18 protein-coding genes are annotated in these 19867 nt (G+C 47.0%); 1 reads left to right on the top strand and 17 read right to left on the bottom strand.

The window, feature by feature from the left end; all coding sequences use genetic code 11:
* Positions 1 to 7: 7 nt before the first annotated feature.
* The 3 genes from ACKTT1_RS02110 to ACKTT1_RS02100 form a co-directional block, all read right to left on the bottom strand.
* The gene (locus ACKTT1_RS02110) at positions 8 to 1606 is read right to left on the bottom strand and encodes an extracellular solute-binding protein (RefSeq protein WP_412710004.1); all 1599 of its coding nucleotides are present in this window, start codon (positions 1604 to 1606) and stop codon (positions 8 to 10) included.
* An 89-nt stretch (positions 1607 to 1695) separates the two neighbouring features.
* Positions 1696 to 2661 (bottom strand): sugar-binding transcriptional regulator, encoded by a 966-nt coding sequence (locus ACKTT1_RS02105; protein ID WP_412710003.1) that lies wholly within the window; start codon positions 2659 to 2661, stop codon positions 1696 to 1698.
* 142 nt (positions 2662 to 2803) lie between these two features.
* Positions 2804 to 3034 carry a hypothetical protein gene (locus ACKTT1_RS02100; RefSeq protein WP_412710002.1) on the bottom strand — a complete coding sequence of 77 codons (231 nt, stop codon included), beginning with the start codon at positions 3032 to 3034 and terminating at the stop codon, positions 2804 to 2806.
* A 254-nt stretch (positions 3035 to 3288) separates the two neighbouring features.
* On the opposite strand from ACKTT1_RS02100, the gene ACKTT1_RS02095 reads away from it, so the two are divergent.
* On the top strand, positions 3289 to 4128 hold the full coding sequence (locus ACKTT1_RS02095) for a hypothetical protein (protein ID WP_412710001.1): 840 nt from the start codon (positions 3289 to 3291) through the stop codon (positions 4126 to 4128).
* A 5-nt stretch (positions 4129 to 4133) separates the two neighbouring features.
* Here ACKTT1_RS02095 and ACKTT1_RS02090 read toward each other — a convergent pair whose 3' ends face one another.
* The 14 genes from ACKTT1_RS02090 to ACKTT1_RS02025 all read right to left on the bottom strand — a co-directional run bounded on the left by ACKTT1_RS02090 (position 4134) and on the right by ACKTT1_RS02025 (position 19745).
* Positions 4134 to 5120: a threonine aldolase family protein gene (locus tag ACKTT1_RS02090; protein ID WP_412710534.1), complete on the bottom strand. Its 987-nt coding sequence runs from the start codon at positions 5118 to 5120 to the stop codon at positions 4134 to 4136.
* Between the two features lie 153 nt (positions 5121 to 5273).
* Complete coding sequence (locus tag ACKTT1_RS02085) at positions 5274 to 6371, bottom strand: uroporphyrinogen decarboxylase family protein (RefSeq protein ID WP_412710000.1); 1098 nt, start codon at positions 6369 to 6371, stop codon at positions 5274 to 5276.
* Positions 6368 to 8383: an alpha-amylase family protein gene (locus ACKTT1_RS02080; RefSeq protein ID WP_412709999.1), complete on the bottom strand. Its 2016-nt coding sequence runs from the start codon at positions 8381 to 8383 to the stop codon at positions 6368 to 6370. Before ACKTT1_RS02080 ends, ACKTT1_RS02085 begins: the two co-directional genes overlap by 4 nt.
* A gap of 12 nt (positions 8384 to 8395) precedes the next feature.
* On the bottom strand, positions 8396 to 9436 hold the full coding sequence (locus tag ACKTT1_RS02075; protein WP_412709998.1) for a uroporphyrinogen decarboxylase family protein: 1041 nt from the start codon (positions 9434 to 9436) through the stop codon (positions 8396 to 8398).
* A 14-nt stretch (positions 9437 to 9450) separates the two neighbouring features.
* Positions 9451 to 10296 (bottom strand): carbohydrate ABC transporter permease, encoded by an 846-nt coding sequence (locus tag ACKTT1_RS02070; RefSeq protein ID WP_412709997.1) that lies wholly within the window; start codon positions 10294 to 10296, stop codon positions 9451 to 9453.
* A 17-nt stretch (positions 10297 to 10313) separates the two neighbouring features.
* Positions 10314 to 11195: a carbohydrate ABC transporter permease gene (locus ACKTT1_RS02065; protein ID WP_412709996.1), complete on the bottom strand. Its 882-nt coding sequence runs from the start codon at positions 11193 to 11195 to the stop codon at positions 10314 to 10316.
* Between the two features lie 76 nt (positions 11196 to 11271).
* A complete protein-coding gene (locus ACKTT1_RS02060; protein ID WP_412709995.1) occupies positions 11272 to 12588 on the bottom strand; it encodes an ABC transporter substrate-binding protein in 1317 nt (438 codons plus the stop codon).
* A gap of 83 nt (positions 12589 to 12671) precedes the next feature.
* Entirely contained in the window at positions 12672 to 13721 is a 1050-nt protein-coding gene (locus ACKTT1_RS02055; protein WP_412709994.1) for a LacI family DNA-binding transcriptional regulator, read from the bottom strand.
* A gap of 8 nt (positions 13722 to 13729) precedes the next feature.
* A complete protein-coding gene (locus tag ACKTT1_RS02050) occupies positions 13730 to 14773 on the bottom strand; it encodes a uroporphyrinogen decarboxylase family protein (RefSeq protein WP_412709993.1) in 1044 nt (347 codons plus the stop codon).
* 310 nt (positions 14774 to 15083) lie between these two features.
* Complete coding sequence (locus tag ACKTT1_RS02045) at positions 15084 to 15857, bottom strand: ATP-binding cassette domain-containing protein (RefSeq protein ID WP_369017787.1); 774 nt, start codon at positions 15855 to 15857, stop codon at positions 15084 to 15086.
* A 5-nt stretch (positions 15858 to 15862) separates the two neighbouring features.
* Positions 15863 to 16936 carry an ABC transporter permease gene (locus ACKTT1_RS02040; RefSeq protein ID WP_412709992.1) on the bottom strand — a complete coding sequence of 358 codons (1074 nt, stop codon included), beginning with the start codon at positions 16934 to 16936 and terminating at the stop codon, positions 15863 to 15865.
* An 11-nt stretch (positions 16937 to 16947) separates the two neighbouring features.
* Complete coding sequence (locus ACKTT1_RS02035) at positions 16948 to 18018, bottom strand: ABC transporter permease (protein WP_412709991.1); 1071 nt, start codon at positions 18016 to 18018, stop codon at positions 16948 to 16950.
* A gap of 54 nt (positions 18019 to 18072) precedes the next feature.
* Positions 18073 to 19056 carry an ABC transporter substrate-binding protein gene (locus tag ACKTT1_RS02030; RefSeq protein WP_412709990.1) on the bottom strand — a complete coding sequence of 328 codons (984 nt, stop codon included), beginning with the start codon at positions 19054 to 19056 and terminating at the stop codon, positions 18073 to 18075.
* Between the two features lie 83 nt (positions 19057 to 19139).
* The gene (locus ACKTT1_RS02025) at positions 19140 to 19745 is read right to left on the bottom strand and encodes an ANTAR domain-containing response regulator (protein WP_412709989.1); all 606 of its coding nucleotides are present in this window, start codon (positions 19743 to 19745) and stop codon (positions 19140 to 19142) included.
* Positions 19746 to 19867 lie beyond the last annotated feature (122 nt).

The following is a 19867-nucleotide window of genomic DNA, read 5'->3' as shown; positions in this document are numbered from 1 at the left end:
AACAGCGCTATTTCTCGTAACCAATGGATTCCTGGTAGACTTCGAGTTGCTCATCCCTACCATAGCGGTTGGTAATATCTTCCCAGTCTCTGGCCACTCGGTCAAGAGCTTCCTTAGCCGAAACCTGGCCAGTATAGGCTTCAGAAAGATGGCGGTCCAAGGCTACCCAGTACTCATTACCACCAGGAATTCTGAGATAGGGAGCAACGTTGGGGGCAAAGAAGTTGTCATAGTAGGCTTTGAGATATTCTTTGGCATCTTCGGGATCGAACCCATTAGCCACATAGTCCTCAAGTTTTGCCGTACCATAAGGTGGCAGGAAATGGAACTTGGCACCCGGGTCAACACCTGTCCAGCCTCGCTGTACGTTCCAGAGACTGATTTTGTTGGTAGCGTGGAAAGCAAGAAGATGATATACAACCTCGGGATGTTTGGAAAGAGCCGAAATTACACCGTGCCAGGAGCCACCGGTGGTGTTGCCCCAAACATTGGGTGTCTCAAATTTTACAAAAGCTCCTTGTGAGCGGTCATACACTTCGTAACTTCCAGGAAGAATGGAACAACCCAGCTTACCTTTAATCTTGGAGCGGGTCTCATCCTGGACCAGAGACCCCACGTCTCCCCAGGAAAAGGTAAACACTGCTTTCCCTCGCAGGAAGTAATCCCAGGCTTCACCAAGACTCCAGGCTACCTGAGCATCAGGACCGGTTTTTTGAAGCTTGAGCTGAAACTCCAGGGCTTTTACGTGACCTTCGCTGTTTATGAGCGGAGTCATATCTTCAGGATCGAACCAATACACGTTATGATATTTATCAACTTTTTCTCCAGGCAAAATGCAGAAAGGCGCAGACAGGGAAGCATAGTGATACATCCCCTGAGCACCAACTTTAAGATGCATCACGATTCCAGAATCAGCTTCTCCATCGTTGTTCCAATCCCAACCGTTGAAGAATTCGGAAATATCATAGAGCTCATCCCAGGTTTTGGGAGGAATATTGTATTCATATCCATATTTTTCCTTGAATCTTGCTCGATAATCAGGATTAGTGAGAATATCCTTGCGATAATAGAGAATTTGGCCATCGCAGTCGTTGAGAGGACCATACCACTTATCGCCCCAGGTATAAAGGGTACGAATGGATGGCGGTAGAGAATCAGGATCCCACTTGGGGAAACGAGGATCTTTCATATAGTCATCGATGGGAATAATGTACTCTCCCGCAACCAGTTCGCCCATCCAGTCCGAACCAATAAAGAATCCGTCATACTGTCCAGTACCAGTCATAAGATCGGTCATAACCTTGGGGTAGTGTTCCGCATAAGGAATTTCCACAATGTTTAGCTTAGCGCCGGTAATCTGTTCCCATGCATCACGCCACTCATAAAGGGGACCCGAAATGCCTCCCTTTGGTCCGCCCTGGTTGACCGTTACCGTAATGGTAACTCCTTCAAAAGGTTTTTCCCCGGAAGCAGCGATGGTTCCAATTTCTTCATCAGTGAAAGTTATAGTTTCCCCTGAAGCATTGGTGAGAGTAATATCCGCATAGGCAACTGACATCGCCAACACTAAAAATACCACCAAACTCATCACGATGAACTTACGCATCACGATTTCCCTCCTTCTCAATTTTATTGGGAAAATTCTCTCAAAATCTCAAAAATCGTTAGGCAACTTCTTTCTTCTCACCCCCTTTTTCAAGCTTTACTACATTCTTCCAACAGAGCTTTGGCCAGTCCCACATCAGTTATTAGAACATTTATATATCCTCCCCGAAGAGCCGCTTTAACAATCTCCGCCTTTCTCGCTGAACCAGCCACCCCGACTACCCAGGGAATCTTTTTGAGTTTTTCCAGAGGAATGCTCACCACCCGACGGTCAAACTCCAAATCAGCAAGCGTGCCATCCTTGCAGAGAAAATGAAATAGAATATCACCGACTACCTCTTTCCTTTGCAAAATAGCAGAAGAAGCAGGGTCATCCAAGAAAAATTTGGGAACCATAGACCCTTCCCACCGCGGATCTCCCATGCCCAGAACAGCCACATTCACTTTATCCCACAATTCTTCTACTCTGCGTACACTCTGGTCAGAAAAAAGTGCCTGAGCAATTTTCTCATGATCTACCAGGGCAGGAGCGTAAAAAGGAACAAAGAAACCTCCAATTTTTCTGGCAAGCTGAGAACCAAGTTCATTAACCTGAAAATCCATATCAACCTGACCCACCGCCCCAATAAGTGGAAGAATATTAACAGCCACTTCTTTTTTAAAATGCCTGCAGACCTCACGAACCGTTCTTCCCCAACCGATACCTAAAAAATCACCCTCCCTAAGGAGGGATTCCAGGTACCTTGCCGCTGCTCTGCCAATGCTACGACAAATAAAATAATAGGGTTGAGTAGGAGCGGGAACAACGATAGCCTTCCGAAGAGCAAACTTTTCCATCAACCGCTCTTCGAATTCTGTAAAGGGAGACACCGGACATACAAGGCGTATTTCTACAATACCTTCTTTCCGAGCTGCTCCAAGAAGACGTTGCATACGTGAACGTGAAAACCCGGTTTGCTGAGCAATTTCTTCCTGGGTAAGGCCGTCCTCGTAGTACAGGCGGGCAATTTCATACAGCAAGAGCAATTCCTTCTCTTCTTTCTCTCGCTGAATCAAGAACCTCTCCCCTCGAGCATATGTTCAGAACAATTGTTTACAAACATTGTATGGGAAATTCTTTTTTGTGTCAACACAAACAAAGGTTTTATCTCAATAAAAGCAGTTACCCCTCAATTTCTTCTTTTACACAGTTATCCCTTCACGCTTGATATTCAAAAAGAGGAGTAGCCATGCTCTCAAATTCATCTTCAGTACCAGGAATTACAGAGAGCAACACTTGATAATCCAGCCCTTCAAACACCTCATAGGCAATGCTTGAGAGACGGTGCACTTTTTCCCAAAAGTTATCAACATTTTTCAAAAGCGCCAAAAGGTCGATGTCTGAACCTTCCTCTCTTGCACAAGGGCTAAAAATAACAACCCTGGTCAATTGGCTGCCATACGCTTCCTGCGCTCTTTTTTAAAACAATTCAATTGCTCCCCAGCATACTGGCTTTATCGCACTCGCCCCCACCACCTTCCAATGAGTGACCCCCTTTACTGTTTCACGCTATCCCAGGTTTTTTGCCGAAAAGAAAATCCGAAAAACACAGTCCCCCGTGCATCACAAAATCGGAACGCAAACAAAAGTCGATTTAAGCAAAGATGTGAAACTGTGCTACACTGTTTGCGGGAGTAAAAGCGATGAAAAGGCTGAATTTCCTTTCATGGATAACCAAATTAATGGTGCTTACTTTCTGTCTTCTGCTTTCCCAGGCAATTGCTTCCTTTTTATCCGGAATAGGCACCACTACAGAAAGCACGGCCTTTTTACCTGCAGTCTTTCTGGTCAGCTTAGCTCAAGCTACTGTACTCAGCTACTTGGTGGTCCGCTCCCGATACAGGGGATGGAAACTGTACCTTGCTACTTTCACGGTATTTTTTGGTATAGCTACTGCTCTTTCCCAGGCGGAAACTCTGGTCTTTCTCCGCTACCTGGTCTCTGTAGTACCCGCTACGATGGTGCCTCGCTTTTTTCTCCAGGGTTTTCTGACCGCACTCATTTTTAGCTTTTTTCTGCTTGCGATACACGGTAAGCTGCTTGAGAAAGAACTACCAACAAAAGTTGCTTCAGCCAGTGTTTCGCAAAAAAGGGTATTTGCGAAACTGCTGGCACTTGCTCTCCTTTACGTGGGCATCTACCTATCCTTTGGTCTTTTCGTCTTCAGGCCCTTAGCTGCTCAAGCTTTCCAGGAATTTTATGCCGGGCTCAGCCTCCCCGCCTGGATTTTACCCTTTCAGGTATTGCGCGGCCTTGCCTTTGCGGCACTGGCCTTGCTCATTACCAAAGTTACCAGAGGGAAGCGGTGGGAAAAGGCTCTGCTTTCGGCTCTGCTTTTTTCGGTGCTGATGGGATTTTTACTGCTGCTTCCCAACCCCTATCTACCTCCATCCATTCGCAACGCTCACTTTGTAGAAGTCACTTCCTCTAACTTCCTTTTTGGGTGGCTTGCTGGCTGGTGGCTGGGAAGCAGGGAGTGGTAGTTCCATCACCCCCGTGCTTTCTCCATAAACTCGGCTATCGAAGAAACGGTGTGTTCTATGGCCGGGTAAGAAATCCAGTAATGAGTGACCAGGCGGTACTCTCCCTTCATGGGCGGGTTGATTTTAATACCTCGCTGAAGCAAAAACTGCACAAAATCAGCATCCGAAAAACCACTCCGACTAACCCGGAAGAAAACCATGTTAATATCCAGGCGGTCAAAGAAAACCTCTATTCCCTCTATCCTGGAGAGTTTGCGGGCAAGCAGTTGAGCTTTCCTGTGGTCTTCCTCTAACTTCTGGGGCATAACCTTTAAAGCAACCATGCCCGCTGCAGCCAGATAGCCAACCTGGCGCATGCCTCCACCCATGAGTTTCCGCATTTTGCGGGCTTTTTTGATGAACTCTTTGCTTCCGGCAAGCAAAGAGCCCACGGGAGCGCACAACCCTTTGGAAAGACAGAACATTACCGAATCGGCATACTGGGCAATTTGTGAAGCGCTTACTTTGAGATGGCAGGCAGCATTGAAAATCCGGGCACCATCCAAGTGAACAGGCACTCCTTTTGCGCGAGCAAACCGATGCACTTCTTCCAGGTTCTCAAGGGGTACCACCGAACCTGAAGAATGGGCATTTTCCATGCAAATCAAGCCGGTGCGGGGATGGTGGATGTCTTCTTCCCGATAAACTCTTTCCAAGTCTTCCACACTGACCCTTCCCCGGTCATCACGCAGGGTGCGCAGTTGCACCCCGGAAATAACCGCCATAGCCCCTACTTCATGTTCCACGATGTGGTTGCTTTCTGGAACGATGACTTCGTCTCCACGCTGAGTGTGAGTCAAAATGGCCAACTGGTTCCCGAAGGTACCCGAGGGAACAAAGAGAGAGGCTTCTTTACCCACCATCTCCGCTCCCAGTGCTTCGAGCTCTTTAACCGTGGGGTCATCTTCATACACATCGTCTCCCACCCGGGCAGAAACCATGGCCTCCAGCATCTCAGGTGTGGGATGCGTTACCGTGTCACTGCGCAGGTCTATCCATTCTTTGTGGTAGGTGTCCAAAGAATTACGCCTCCAGACGTTTTTTCTCAATTATACACCAGAACTCTCATTGAAAAGTCAGTCCGGGAAGCAGTGAACCAGTTTCGCTCAAGCACCTCCCCGGAGCTTTTCATACACTCCAAAACGGTGCACGCAACGAACCATGTGCAGGAAGTTTTCAGGAGGTATACCTTCGAATATGCTGGTTGAGGAAGAAAGTACGTACCCACCACCGGGCGCCAGTCTGGTCAGGTGTTCTTTGACGTCTTCCTCAATCTCCTCTTTGCTCCCGTAGGCAAGAAGAGGTGTGTGAATGTTACCTATCAAAGCTACTTTCCCATACCACTTCTTTTTCAATTCATAAATGTCGTTTGACTCCGGCTCACAGGGATGCACAGCTCCCACTCCCAGCTCATACAGAATGGGAAGAACCTGGTCCATTTTTCCATCAGTGTGCATCACGATTTTCTTACTCTGCGCTCGAGCGGGCTCGGTCAGGGCTTTGAAGCGCTCGCAGAAAAGCTTTCTAAACAATTCAGGCCTCACTGCCAGACCCGAATTATACGCAATATCATCGTTAACCATCATAAAAAGGAGCCTGTCGCCATAATACCGAAATACTGCTTCCACCACCTTAACCTGATGTTCAAGGAGAATGTCCATGAGCTTTTCAATGAGCGCCAGATTATCGTAAATCTGGTAAAGGAAATACTCATACCCCATAGCAAGCTGCGCCGAATCAAAAAAGGAAGTAAAGTTAGGGAATATGCCTACTCCGTACTTCTTGCCTGCTTCAAGGTAGCGCTCAAGAAGAGCTAATTGCTCTTCAAGGGGAGGAGGAGGTTCCAGAGTTTCAAGGTCTTCCCAGGTCTTAATTCGACCCCCAACATAGTGCTCGGTGCCATCGGAGGCTTTTTTAAAAACATTACCCGGACGCCAAGAAAAATTGCAGGGGACAGCATCCATACCAATTCGAAAGGCAAACTCGACCTCGTCTTCCGGAGCAATGCTTTTTTGTCCTTCTCTGGCGTCGATGATCTGGTAATTAAGTTTTCTGCCCAACACATACTCATAAACTGCTTTACTGGTTATCCAGAACTCAAGATGCGGCACCCTATCTGGTTCCTTAAAATCCAGGATAGCAAGCAACCTCTGGGGAGAGGGCTTTTCAAGGGAAGTTTCTGAATACAAAAACTCTTCAGTCATTTCTCAACCACCACCATTTGATGTCCTTCAAATTCAGGCACCGAGAAAAGGGCATAGTTGTCTTTCCACTGAAAGGCAAGCTCCTCACCATCTGGAGCAAGGTACACCCTTCTGGGTTTTTGTGGCGTTCGGTACTTCAAAACCACATTCCTGAGAGGAACCAGGTCTTCGATAACGTCTATTTTCCCCCGACGCTCAGGAACATAAAAAAGAAGGTGGATGACATCCCGCCTCTCTTTTTCCTGCTCAAGAAGCGTAATTTCGCAAGCAGAAGGTGCATTCTCTGCGACAAGCTGGGGCTCAGGAAGCAAAGCCCTCAACGAATGCTTGATAATTAACTTATAGGGTAAATATGCATACTTCCGATAAAGCGTAAACAGGGGATGAGAGATATAAATAACTCTCCCTTTTCTTACCCAGAAAGGATCCGAAGATTTGCGGTCTGGGGGAGTTTGCCGATGAGAGCAAAACTTTTCCCAGCTGCGGTTAAAATAAGGATGAACCAGGTAAGCAAGCACTTCCCCTTCCTGAGCAACCACCCGGCTGCCCTTGCCATAGAGAGCGTAATCGTATTCTGGGTCCAATCCTTCTACTTTTTCAATGTCTGGGCGAAAATAATCGACGTCAAACTCTAAATCCCCCAGGTAGTCCAGCCTGAAGCCAGGAATGGCAAAGTTCTCAGATTCAGGGCTAAGACCTGAGCGATGGGTGAGAAGCAACGCGCCACCCTTTTCAAGAAAGCGAGAAAGCTTGTCCTGCAAAGACGTACTGAAAGGCACTCCGTCGGGAGCGATAATCACCCGGTAAGCATCAAAATCGGATTCCTCATCAATAAGATGAAACTGTTCATGCAGCTCCATAAGCATTTTGGTGGCACCTTCGTCGGCTTCCAAACCAAAAAACTGTGAAAATCCCAGGGCTGCTCCCTCGGTGACTGAATTAACCAGAACGCCTATTTCGGCCCTAAGCTTTGCGTCTTTGCAGAAAGGTTCTTTCTTTTCAACTTCCCGATACACGGCACCGATTTTTTCATAGGTTACCCTGTCCAGTTTCCCCCGAGGATGCAGCTGGTCTCCAACTGAACACTTAGCACCAAAGGCAATCATGCGATTACACTCATATTCAAGAGCTGCCTGGTTTTTGAGGCCTCCAAAATCTCCCCACGCAAGGTGGAAACGCCCGTTCATACCTACTATCTCTTTGTCAAAAGGAGCAAAGTAACGAGCATACATTGGAAAATGTAAATATCCCCATATGCCTGAAGGCAGAGATTCAATTTCAAGATGCGTCATATAGTCAAGTTCTTTTCTTATCCCTTTTCCCGTCCGCCGATCCAGACGCACCCGGCAGTTAAAGACCACCAGGGCTTCAGGAAGTTTACTCTTTACAAGCTGTGAGAGGCGCTGCATGGCTTTCCTTTCTACAAGCAGGTTGTGTTGTAAGCGGTCTTCTTTCACATCGACTCGTAAGCCCTTATCACGCATGCTCTTTTGGCAGTGGGGACAGAAACAGCCATCGGGATGCTGGATAATGATGTCAAACCAAAGGCCATCAATTTCTGCTCCATAGAGCTCCATGAGCTCTTTAACGTGCTCTTCCAGATAGTCCATATAAGGAGAGTTCAGACATAAAAACTGCCAACCTTTACTCTCAAGTGGTGCCCGACCTATGAGTTTACCCTGAGAATCAATCTGTCTCCAGTCAGGATGCTCAGAAGCAGAGAGTTCATCCCAGACTACTGAGGTGTAGATGGGGCAGCGAATACCTCTTTGGTGCAGGGCTTCAATCATCTCCCCCAGAAGGTCTCGCTTGAGAGAAGGGTGCATTTTGCCTACCTTGGTTGGATAATAGCAGTATCCATGATGGCAGCGAGCAAAGATGTTGATGGAGTTCACCCGGGCTTCAAGGAGGGTCTGGGCAAACTCTTCAGGATCAAAATCCTGAGCAACATCAGGGATAAAGGGAGAGGTATGGAAGTCCAAATGTACCTGGCGAAATGGTAAAGGACTCATAATTTTTCCTCCTCAAAACTTTATTTTTCGAGCTTCATCATACATGGCAATCACGTTCTTTACAGGGATATCTGGCATTAGCTCCTGGCTGCTGGCCAGGATATAAGCTCCACCAGATGAAGCCAGCGCAGAAATAGCTTTTCTCACCTCCTGGCGAACTTCTTCTTCGCTTCCAAAAGGAAGCAACTCCTGAGTATCAATACCTCCATGAAAGGCCACTAAATCCTTAAACCTGGAAAGGTTCCCAAAATGCATACCATTTGCTCTGGTTTGCAAAGGATTGATGATGTCAACGCCAGCTTCGCTTAACTCAGTAATTAGCTCCGCTATAGCGCCGCAGGAATGGAACATAACTCGAAGGCCATAGCTTTTCGCCTGCTCACACAAAAGCTTGATGCGGGGCTTAAAATACTTTCTCCACAGCTCTATACTGATGAGAAGTCCCCTCTGACAGCCATAATCATCACCCAGAAAATAAACATCGAGATAGCCCCGGGTGGCTTCAAAAACCTTTTCATTAACCCGCAGGGTAAACTCAGTAATGCGGTCAAGAAGGCGATTAACCAGCTCTTCATTTTCCAGCAGGTCAATGAAGAACCTTTCTACACCTCGAAGCGCCTGAGAAAGCTGAAAAGAAGCCCACCAGGTACCCCACGCAGGAGCAGTCCGTAAAGCAAAATCCTTGTATTTTCTACATTGCTCTTTAAGATGGGCCACCTCAAACCACTCTGGGTCAGGAAACGGATAAGCATCGACATCTTCGGGAGTTGAAGCCTTTTGAAGAGGCGCTTCACCGTAACCCAGAAAGCCGTCTTTTTCCCAAACCCCGAACACGTTTTTCTGCATTCCGTTTCTCTCCTCAAGGGGAGGACCAACATAGCGGGGCTCAACGGTACGAAAATCAATACCAAAATACTGCAAAAGCCCCTCGTCATCTAAAGAAAGTTCCCTGCAAAGTCGCTCTTGCATCCGAGGAGTCGCCCAGAAATCAAGGGGAATCCGGTCTACTTTTTCTCTATTTAGCATCCTGAGTACTCTCTCTTTAGCCCTCATCAATGTCCCCTCACCTACCTGAAAGACCCAAGGAGCATTCCTTTGGTAATCTGTTTTTGGAAAATCAGGAAAAATATGATGGTGGGCAGAGCTGCGATGGCCATGGTGGCAAACATGAAGCTCCACTGCACTTCATACTGACCCCGGAAAGAGAGCACTCCCACGGTTATGGTTTTCATCTTTTCGCGGTTCATAATCAAAAAGGCAAAAAGAAGCTCACTCCAGATACCCACGAAATTCACAATTGAAACGCTACTCAAAGCACCTTTAGAGACGGGAACTACAATCCTGAAAAAAGTGCCCAGCTCGGAAAGACCATCGATTCGGGCTGCGTCTTCCAGTTCCCTGGGAAAAGAGCCAAAATAGGAATAGAGCATCAAAATGGTAAAGGGTAGCCAGAAAGCGGTGTAAACAAAAATCAGCCCCAGGTAGTTATTGCGCAACCCAAACCTCCCCAAAAAGTGAAAAACGGGAATCAGGGTGGCATGGGCAGGCACAGCCAAAGCAAATATCAAAAATTTCTGGAAGAAGCTTTTGCCAGGGAAAAGATACCGCGAGAGACCATAGCCAGCCATCGCTCCCAAGAAAGTCAAAAAAAGCAGAGTGCCACCCGTTACAATGACGCTGTTTAAGAAATACCTGCTAATGGGAACCCCCAGATTTCCCCCTCGCCAGGCCAGGATGAAGTTCTTGAAAGAGGGCCTTCGAGGAGGCAAAAGAATATTGTTCATAATTTCTTCGTCCGTTTTCATTGCCGTCAGGTAAAGAAAAACAATCGGGAAAAGCTCCGCAATTGCCCAGAACACCAGAAAGAACAACATAACAAAGTAACCAATCCGTACCAGACGTTTTCTAACCATGCTTTTCTCCCCCAGGTCTATTCTTCGACTGCCTCTTCAAGGCGGGTCAATCGGATATAAAGCAAAGACAGCGGGAAAATTATCAGAAACATGGCAACTGCAATGGCCGCTCCGTAACCAAAGCGAGTATACCGGAAAGCAGCTTTATAAAGGTAAACTCCCAAAACTATGGAAGAATCTCCAGGGCCTCCCTGAGTCATGGCCCAAACAATGTCAAACACCTTAAAAGAGAAAATGATCTGCAAAACAGTAATCATCAAAAAGACTGGTTTTATAAGCGGAAATATTACGTACCGTATTCTCTGCCATTCGCTTACTCCATCGATGGTAGCCGCATCATGAATCTCAAGGGGTATGTTTTCCATGGCCGCAAGCAGAATAATCATAGGAAAACCCGCATACTGCCAGATAGCAACCCCTATGATACTTAAAAGTGAAGTTTTGGGATCACCCAACCAGAAAGGCGGCGAAGCGACACCCAGCTTTTTAAGCAGGAAATTTACAGGACCCAAGGTGGGGTCAAGCAATCTGCCCCACAGAAGTCCTACTACAGTCATGGAAACCATAACCGGTAAAAAATAAACTACCTTGTAAAACCACCAGCCCTTTACCCTGCGTTCTATAGCCACTGCCAGGAAAAAGCCTAAGATAACCGTACCTGCGGTAGCCAAAACAGTAAAGATAAGATTGTTTTTCAGAGCCAGCCAGAACACGCGGTCTTTAAGTAAATAACGAAAGTTCTCAAAACCCACAAAGGTCTTTGCACTAATGCCCGTCCAATCATAAAAACTCAATATCAAACTCTCTATAAGGGGATAAAGAATAAAAACTGCCATGAAGAAAAAGGCGGGCAATACAAAAGCATAGCCTATCCATTTCCTGCGACTTCCCAGTTTCATAAAGGTATCCCCCAATTTGGTAAATTAGGCCTCCCGTTTCCAAAAAAGGGAACGGGAGGCAGCTTGCGCGTTGCATTTACTTCTTTTTAGAACGATACCTCTCAGCAATGGCTTCCAGTTCCTGTCCTACTGATTCAGGAGTCCTCATCCCAGAGAGCATTTCCTGGAAGAGGATAAAGCTTCTTTCGGCGAGTTCTGCAGGCACTGGATCATCCCATCCAGTGGAAGATCCAATTTCTTGAAGTTTCAACCACATTTCATAAACTAAAGGGTCGGCGATTTCCTGTATAAGGCTGGTATCAATATCCAGCCGGCTCGGGAATTCGGTGGTTACCCGAAAACCGAGTTCCTGTCCTTCTCTGCTCATTATGAACTTCAGAAACTCTTTACAAGCGTCAAGATGTTTAGTACCTTTGAGAATCATCATACCGTTGCCCGCATAAAGCAAGAATTTGGGATCAATTTCCTGCTTTATCTTGGGATACAGCATCCAGCCAAAATCAAGCTCAGGTGCCTCATTACGAAGTATACCTACTCCCCAGGAGCCATCCTGATACATAGCAGCTTTACCCTGGACAAAGAGCATCCTGCCTTCTGGATAGCTTCTGCTCAGGAAACCTTCAGCAAATACGCCCTTTTCTTTCCACTCAAGGAGCATCCGGTCAACCTGCAACCAGGCTTCATCGGTGTAACGCACCTTGGGTTCCCAGCCAGGACGCCAGTTGTTGTAGAAATCGTTCAAAAGTTCCTGGGGTACCATTCTTTGCAAGAGTGTGTCATGAGTATGACCAATGATCCACCCTTCTTTGCCACCGAAGGATACCGGCTCGTATCCTGCATTTCTTATTTTGCCAATCACATCATACCATTCCTGATTCGATGCATAAGCAACATAAGATGTTTGAGGTGGTACTACTCCTGCTTCTTCAAAGATTTTCTTGTTGTAGTAGACCTGAGGATACCAGACCACAGTCACATTTACTGCATATTTGTGACCGTTAGGGCTGGTATACTTTTCCAGAGTAGACTGGGGAAGCACTTCGTTCCATCCTTCAGATTCATACAGGTCATCAAGTGGCACCAGCAAACCAGCCGCAACCAGGTCCTGATACTGTCTGCCATCAACCCAGTACCAGGCCATATCTGGGCGATCCGGAGAAGCAGCAATGACCGGGAAGTTGGGTTTGTAAACTTCTTCTGCTCCACCAGCCACATCAATAACCACTTCTATATCGGGATTTTTCTCCATAAAAGCTTTGGCCTGTGCCTGGAGTCTCTCTGCTGTAGGACCAGGTATGCAGGTAACCCTGATGCTGGTTTTTGCCAGAACAGCGAAACTCAAAAGCAAAACCAATGCAACACTCAGAAATACCAGAAAACTTGTTTTCCTCATTACCAATCCCTCCCTCATTTTGAGAATTTAATTTTTAACGCTAAACACCAGGCTCCAAATTTTGCAATTTCTGGACAAACTCCCTATCCTTGCTGGAAAGTATCCCTAATCACCATCTCACATTTCAGACGTATTTCTCTCTTAGCTCTTCCTTCCTTTTTTTCCTGGATTTTTTCAAGAAGTAAAGAAGCAGCGGTCTCTCCTATATCCCACGAAGGTTGAACACAGCAGGTTAAAAACGGCTCAATCACTGGAGTCCACTCAATATCATCAAAACCCACCAGTTCAATATCCTCAGGAACTCTCACCCCCTTTTCCCTACAACCTTCCAAAAAACCTACCGTCAAATTGCCACTTGCTGAAAAAACTGCCTCCGGCGGAGAATCAAGCGATAATAGATAGTTTGCTCCCTCAAGACCAGTTCTCTTACCAAGATTTTTGCCTTCGAAAACGTACCGCTCATCCACAGAAACAGCGTATTCCTCTAAAGCCTTGAAGAAACCATTTCTCCGCTCCCGTGCAGTTAAAATCCGGTGGTCACCATTCACCATGGCTATCCTGCGGTAACCTTTCTTGAGAAGAAGCTCGACAAGCTGGAAAGAAGCCTCTTCGTTATTAACCCCTACAAAATCAACGTTCATGCCTGAAGGATAGGTATCCACAAAAACACAGCGTTCCTCAAGAAAGTTCATAATCTGGGAACTTATAGGGAGTTCTTTTTCATTAATTTCGTTAATGCAAGTTGCAATTATAACCCCTCCCACCATACTCTGAAGCATGCTTTCAATGAGCTGTAGCTCCCTCGCTGGGTCGCCATAGCTACATCCCAGAAACATCTGATAGCCATTTTGAGAAAGAGTGTATTCAACAGCACGGATAACTCTTAACCAGAAAATACTGTGGAGTTGCGAAGTCACAAAACCGATTACCTGAGAGTTGCGCGAACGTAGGGTAGAAGCCAGAGCATTTTTTTGATACCGCAAAGTTTTTACCGCCTGAAGCACCTTTTCTTCAGTCTCAGGAGTTACCTTTTTGGTTTTATTGAGTACATGAGAGACAGTAGCCGGAGAAACCCCAGCCAGACGAGCTACATCAACTATGGTAGGTTTCGAGTCTCTGGATCCCTTTTTCATAGAAATTTTCACCTTACTCTCCATTTTTGAACTTCGTCAAAATAGGCAAACATGTTCTCAAGGGGTATATTGTGAGGAAGGTGACCAGTACAGTTAACGATGTATCCGGGGCAGTCGCGAGCACAGAGCATCGAACGCCGAACCTCATCTCTCACCTCTTCCGGAGTGCCAATTGTTAATACCCGGGAATCAATGTTGCCAACCAGGATTTTTGAATCCCCAAACTTTTCAACCATCATTTCCATGGAAACCGAAGACTCAAAAATAAAGCCGTCAGGTTCCTGTTCGGCAATGAGGTCCACAAGAGAAGAATAGTTCCCATCTGAACAGAAAAGGACCTTTATCCCCTTTTCTTTAAGGGGTCTCCAGAGCTCTCCATAGCGGGAAATAACGTTTTTCTCCAACCAGCGAGGCGAAAAAATGGGCCCGGAAGCCATGGCCAGATCATCATGACTTATAAAAAGTTCCACCCCTTCAATTTCCGCATAGGCTTCAAAGTCCCGCTTGGAAACTTCAAAAAATTCCTGCATTATTTCTTCAAAGCGTGCTGGAGCAGAAACAGCCGCTTCCATGAACAGTTCCCAGCCAAAGGTCTCCACTCCCCACATAAAAAGAGTGGTATAAATACCCCCAGGAACCAGAGCTACTCCTTCCCACATTCTATTTTGTTCACGCCATTCTCTCTCTAATTCCTGCTTTCTCTGTTCCTTGGTCTTGGAGTGTGCTTTAAGCGGGGAATAATTTAAAACCTCTTCCACACTTTCAAAGGGTGGTTTCCTCCAAATGCTTTCTCCACTACCCCAGGGAGTTTTTTGATACACTGCTTTCTTTTCCTCTTCTTCCGGAAAATCCACTGAAGCAGTATGCCACACCAGGTTGATACCCAGCTTTCTATAAGTCTCTACCAGGCTCTTTTCGGGCTCCTCATAGGGGTCGATGCCGCTCACTTTTCTTTGAAATTCGGGATGAGCAAGGTATTCGAGTTGAGGAATAAGAGCAGGTTTTTCAAGTCGTATAGCTTTTCTTACGTCCTCAACCGATGCTTTCAGCACTAAAAATTACTCCTTTGTAAAACGTTTTTCCAAATTTTACCACCATTTTCCTGTCTCGTCAATCACGGGTTTGTTTTTTTCGGGATTTCTAAAAGGGCTATTCAAGGCAAGTTGCTGGTTCCAGAACCCCAAAATATCTGAAAAAGAGAAGCTAAAAGAAAAACTCGAAAAGGTATTTTAGGAAAACGTTTTTCCAAATGAGCAGAAAAAAGTTACCTACTGGAAGCCTTTTGCTCGTAGTGAAGCTTTAAAACGGGGTCTCCTGCAAGCGCACCACAAAACCCAGATAATTGGCCATAAACCGGAGCGCTTATGCTCTCCTATCTTCCTCCACCAGCTCAGCACCAATGATCAGGCTGGTTATTTCCTCAGGAGTGGTCTCTTCTCGCAAGCGCTCCCCAACTTTCTCACCGCGACGCAGGACAACCATGCGATCAGCCACCTGGAAAACGTCGTAGAGTTGATGGCTGATTATGATTATTGCCACTCCCTGTTCCCGAAGGGTGCGGATGAGGTCCAGAACCTTGCGTTGTTCAGCAACGCCCAGCGCGGCAGTGGGCTCGTCCATGATGAGCAGCTTAGCATTCCAGTAAATAGAACGTGAAATGGCTACCGACTGCCTCTGGCCACCCGAGAGGTTCTTGATCTTGCTCTTGAGTGAAGCGATTTCAATGCCCAGGCGGTCCAGAATCTTCCTGGATTCCTCAAGCATATAGTCATGGTCCAGGACAGAGACCAGGCCCAGCCACTTTTTCAGCTTCTCTCTGCCCAGAAAAATGTTAGAGTACACATTCAGGTTCTCAGCCAGTGCCAGGTCCTGATAAATGGTCTCAATACCCAGCCGGATGGCGTCCATAGGGTTCTGGATTTTTACCTCTTTTCCTTCAAAAAAAATGCGCCCTTCGTCAGGCCGGTACACCCCGGATATTACCTTAATCAGCGTCGACTTACCCGCTCCGTTGTCCCCGAGAAGAGCAACCACCTCTCCGGGATACACTTCCATACTCACCCGGTTCACCGCTACCAGACCGCCAAAGCGCTTGACAATGTCCCGCACTTCCAGAAGGGGTTTTCTCTCCTCCACTGCCTTCAACCTTCCTTTCTGTGCTCTTCCAGGAAAAACTGGTCAATCAAAACCGCCATGACCAGGATGATACCTACCCAGATGTACTTATTATAGGTGGGCAAACCCCGGTTTACCATTCCCGTCTCCAGAATCCCGATGATCAGCGTCCCCAGTATGGAACCAATCATGGTCCCGGTGCCCCCGTAAAGGCTGGCTCCGCCGATTACCACTGCAGCGATTGAGTCCAGCATTCTGGCTGCACCTGCATCAGCTCTCCCGGTAACGAAACGCAGGGTATACATCACTCCACCAAGCGCTGCAAAAAAGGAGGAAATCATGTAAACCTTGATTAAGTGGCGCTCTACGTTGATGCCTGCCCGGCGGGCGGCATCAATGTTTCCTCCGATGGCATAGGTGTGCTGGCCAAACTGAGTCCGGGAAAGCAGAAAGGCAAAGACCAGAACCACCAGAAGTGCGAAAAAGAAAACGTTGGGAATAAGGGGAATCAGTTCTCGTATCTCGGCTCTACTGATGCCTTGAGGAGGACTCAGCCAGGTAAGTGCTTTCCCTGGCAAATAATACAGGAGATAGCCGTTACCGATGAAGCCCACCATTTTGGGAAGGTTGGCTATTGGGACATTACCACTTATAATCTCGGCAAAACCATAGGCGATGCCATACATCCCGAAAGTGGCAATAAAGGGTGGAACGCGCATCCTGGCTACCAGAAATCCGTTGACAAAACCTGGTAAAAGCCCGATGAGCAGGCAACCACCAATCCCCAGCAAGATAGCCAGCGGCTCGGCCAAACCCAGGGCCTGCAGAGTAACCATGATTTTGGCACACACCACACAGGAAAAACCCATCACAAAGCCCACTGAAAGGTCAATCCCACCGCTTATGATTACAAAAGTTTCCCCAGCAGCGAGCAAAAGGATGGTGGTGGAAGTAACCAGGATGTTCTGGAAATTCCTGGCACTGAAAAACCCCATACCGGTAAGACTGAAGAAAGCAGCTTCACCGATCAGGAAGAAAAGGATCCAGTACCTGCCAAAGGTTTCCAGCCAGTGCTTTTTCCGAACGCTCAGAATCTGCACCGCAATCTCTCCTATTCAAAGCCCAGCTCAGGCAAGATTTGATCCACAATCACAGCAAAAATCAGAATAGCACCTACCGCAATGTAGCGGTAAAAAGGCATGATACCCGAAGTTAAAAAGCCTACCTCAAGAACCGACAAAATAAACACTCCCACCACTGTCTTAGCAATGCTCCCCTTACCTCCCATGAGACTGGCCCCACCGATTACCACCGCGGCAATGGCAAAAAGCTCTAAGCTCGACGCAAATTGCGTGTGAGTGCCAATGGAAAAAATGAAAATCGACATAATTCCACTCAAACCAGAAAGAAACGAGGAAATCATGTAAACCTTGATTAAGTGGCGCTCTACGTTGATGCCTGCCCGGCGGGCGGCATCAATGTTTCCTCCGATGGCATAGGTATGCTGGCCAAACTGAGTCCGGGAAAGCAGAAAGGCAAAGACATAAAGGATAACCCCTACAATGATGATGGCGTAAGGGCCAATACCTACCAGATCCCTCACCCGCTCATCCAAAAAACCAATAGGGCTTCTGAAAAAGCTAAAGCCTTCTCCCGGAAAATAATAAGCCAGAAAACCGTTGCCAATTTCGCCCACCTGAGGTGGTAAAAAGGTGACTGGGAAACCCTTGCTATAGCGCAGCGCAAAGCCGTTGGCAATGCCATAAGTACCCAAAGTGGCAATAAAAGGAGGAACTTTAAACTTGGCCACCAGGACGCCGTTTAAAAGCCCTGGCAAAAAGCTCAACCCCACTCCCACCAGGACACCGCAGAAAATGGAAAAGGCAGGAGAGAAATGCAGAGCAAAAAGGTCGCGCATCACTATGGCGGCAATGACCGAAACCAGACCCCGTACAAAGCCCACCGAAAGGTCAATGCCCCCGGTAATGATGACAAAAGTTTCTGCTGCAGCAAGAAGTAACGCAGGAGAAGAACTGATCAGGATGTTGTTGAGGGTTTTAACCGCAAAAAAGCCCCGCCCCGTAAAGCCAAAAAGAACCACCAAGAAAACCAGAAACAGATAAACCCAGCTTTCACCAAGCCTACCAGCTAACTGTGAATAACGCCCTGAGTTTGCAAGCATCGCAAAGAGAGGGAGAAACGGCGCTTAGCGCCGTTTCTCCTAAAAATCGCCTCGTTAATCTACTTTGTAGATGTACTGCTGTGCCTCCGGATCGTCCACGTTTTCCCTGGTGAAGAAGAAGAAACCAGGAACGATGCGCTTGGGAACTTCCTGACCCTCTACAAAATATTTGTAGGCCCATTCCACAGCCAGGGTTCCCATCTCATAAGGCTTCTGAGCCAACACCAGGTCCACCTTGCCCTCCCGCAGGGCTTTGATGAGGTCTTCAGTAGCGTCCCAGGAAGCAATCTTCACTGCACCTTTCAGGCCGGCATTCACCACCGCCTGATACGCTCCCTGTGCACTGTAAAGATTGGTGCCGAAAATGCCCACGATGTCCGGATTGGCTTGCAATGCCGCAGCAACCTGTTGCTGAGCCTTTTCCTGAATGTCCAGGCAGTACTCAACGCCCACCAGCTCGATATCCGGATACTCAGAAATTCCCTTCTTGAAGCCCTCCACTCGTTCCACAACGCTTGACACATCGGGGTTGGTAGTTTCCACAAAAACCTTGCCCTTTTTGCCAATCATCTCAGCAAGACGATGGGCTATCTCCACTCCACCCTGGAAGTTATCAGTCCCGATGAAAGTAAGCGGGAAAGAATACTCGCTGGGCTTGGAGTAGTCACCATCACCGATGTAGGTGTCCACAGTAATGATTTCTATACCGCTATCGTAGATTCTTTTAAGAGGCGCAATCAGGGCTTCTTTGGAAGTTGGTCCAGTAATAATCACATCGATGTCTCCGCGTGCTGCCACTGCTTCAAGAATGGGTACCTGCACTTCAGGACCCCAGGCCTTGGGATATTCCGCCACAAAAAGCTCAAGACCCAGTTCCTTGCACTTATCTTCAATGCCTTTTCCAATCATGTAGTAAAAGGGGTCGCTAATGGCAGGACACCAGGCTATTTTAGGTTTTTTACCTTGCGCTAAAGCTGCCGCTGAAAGAAGAGACACGCCAAGAACACAAACCAAAAGTAAAACCAGAAACTTCTTCACAAAAACCCCCCCTTTTAAGGAACTTGTTTTTATTATAGCACAGGTGGGCAGTAGAGCCGGAAACTTACTTGAGTTTCTTCCACCTAAATACTCAAAATTCTGTCTGCCTCTATGATTTCTTTCGCAATATCAACAAGTTTTTTATTGCTATCCCGGCTTTTGCGCTGTAGTGCCCTCATAGCTTCGTCTTCTTTTAGGTTATTTCTGTACATCAAGATACCCTTCGCTTTCTCGATCAGCTTTCGTGCTTCCAGGGAATCCTTAACTCGCTGGTATTCCTTTTTCAGCTCCTGAAACTCACGAAACCTGGCCAAGCAAACCTCGATGGCAACTTTTAGTTCTTCTTCTCTTACTGGCTTCACCAGATAGGCAAAAACACCCACTTCATTGGCCCTGTCCACCAAGTTCTGGTCATGGTACCCGCTGATAATGATTACTGGGATGATTTCTTTGCCCGCCGCTTCTCTGATTTCGTTGATTTCTTCTACGGCTTGAATGCCGTCAATGCCAGGCATATTAATATCCATTAAGATTAAATCGGGATCCAGCTCCGCTGCTAACCTCACTGCTTCTTCGCCGTCTTTGGCCTCGCCTATTACTTCATGGCCCAGGTCTTCCAAGTTAACCCGAAGACCCATCAAGTTAACATATTCGTCTTCCGCAATAAGCACCTTTAACCTCTTTGCCACTTTTACCCCCTCTAAACCAGGCACTTTTTGTAAGGAAGAACCACCCTTGCTTCAACACCAGGGGTATCTTTGCGGTTTTCCATGAGGTAAAATCAAAAGGTGTGGAAATTCCGTTGAAGGCG

Origin of the sequence: Atrimonas thermophila (assembly GCF_045864955.1) — a bacterium.
In the GTDB taxonomy this organism is placed as follows: domain Bacteria; phylum Atribacterota; class Atribacteria; order Atribacterales; family Thermatribacteraceae; genus Thermatribacter; species Thermatribacter velox.
This window is presented reverse-complemented; position numbering and strand designations above follow the sequence as displayed.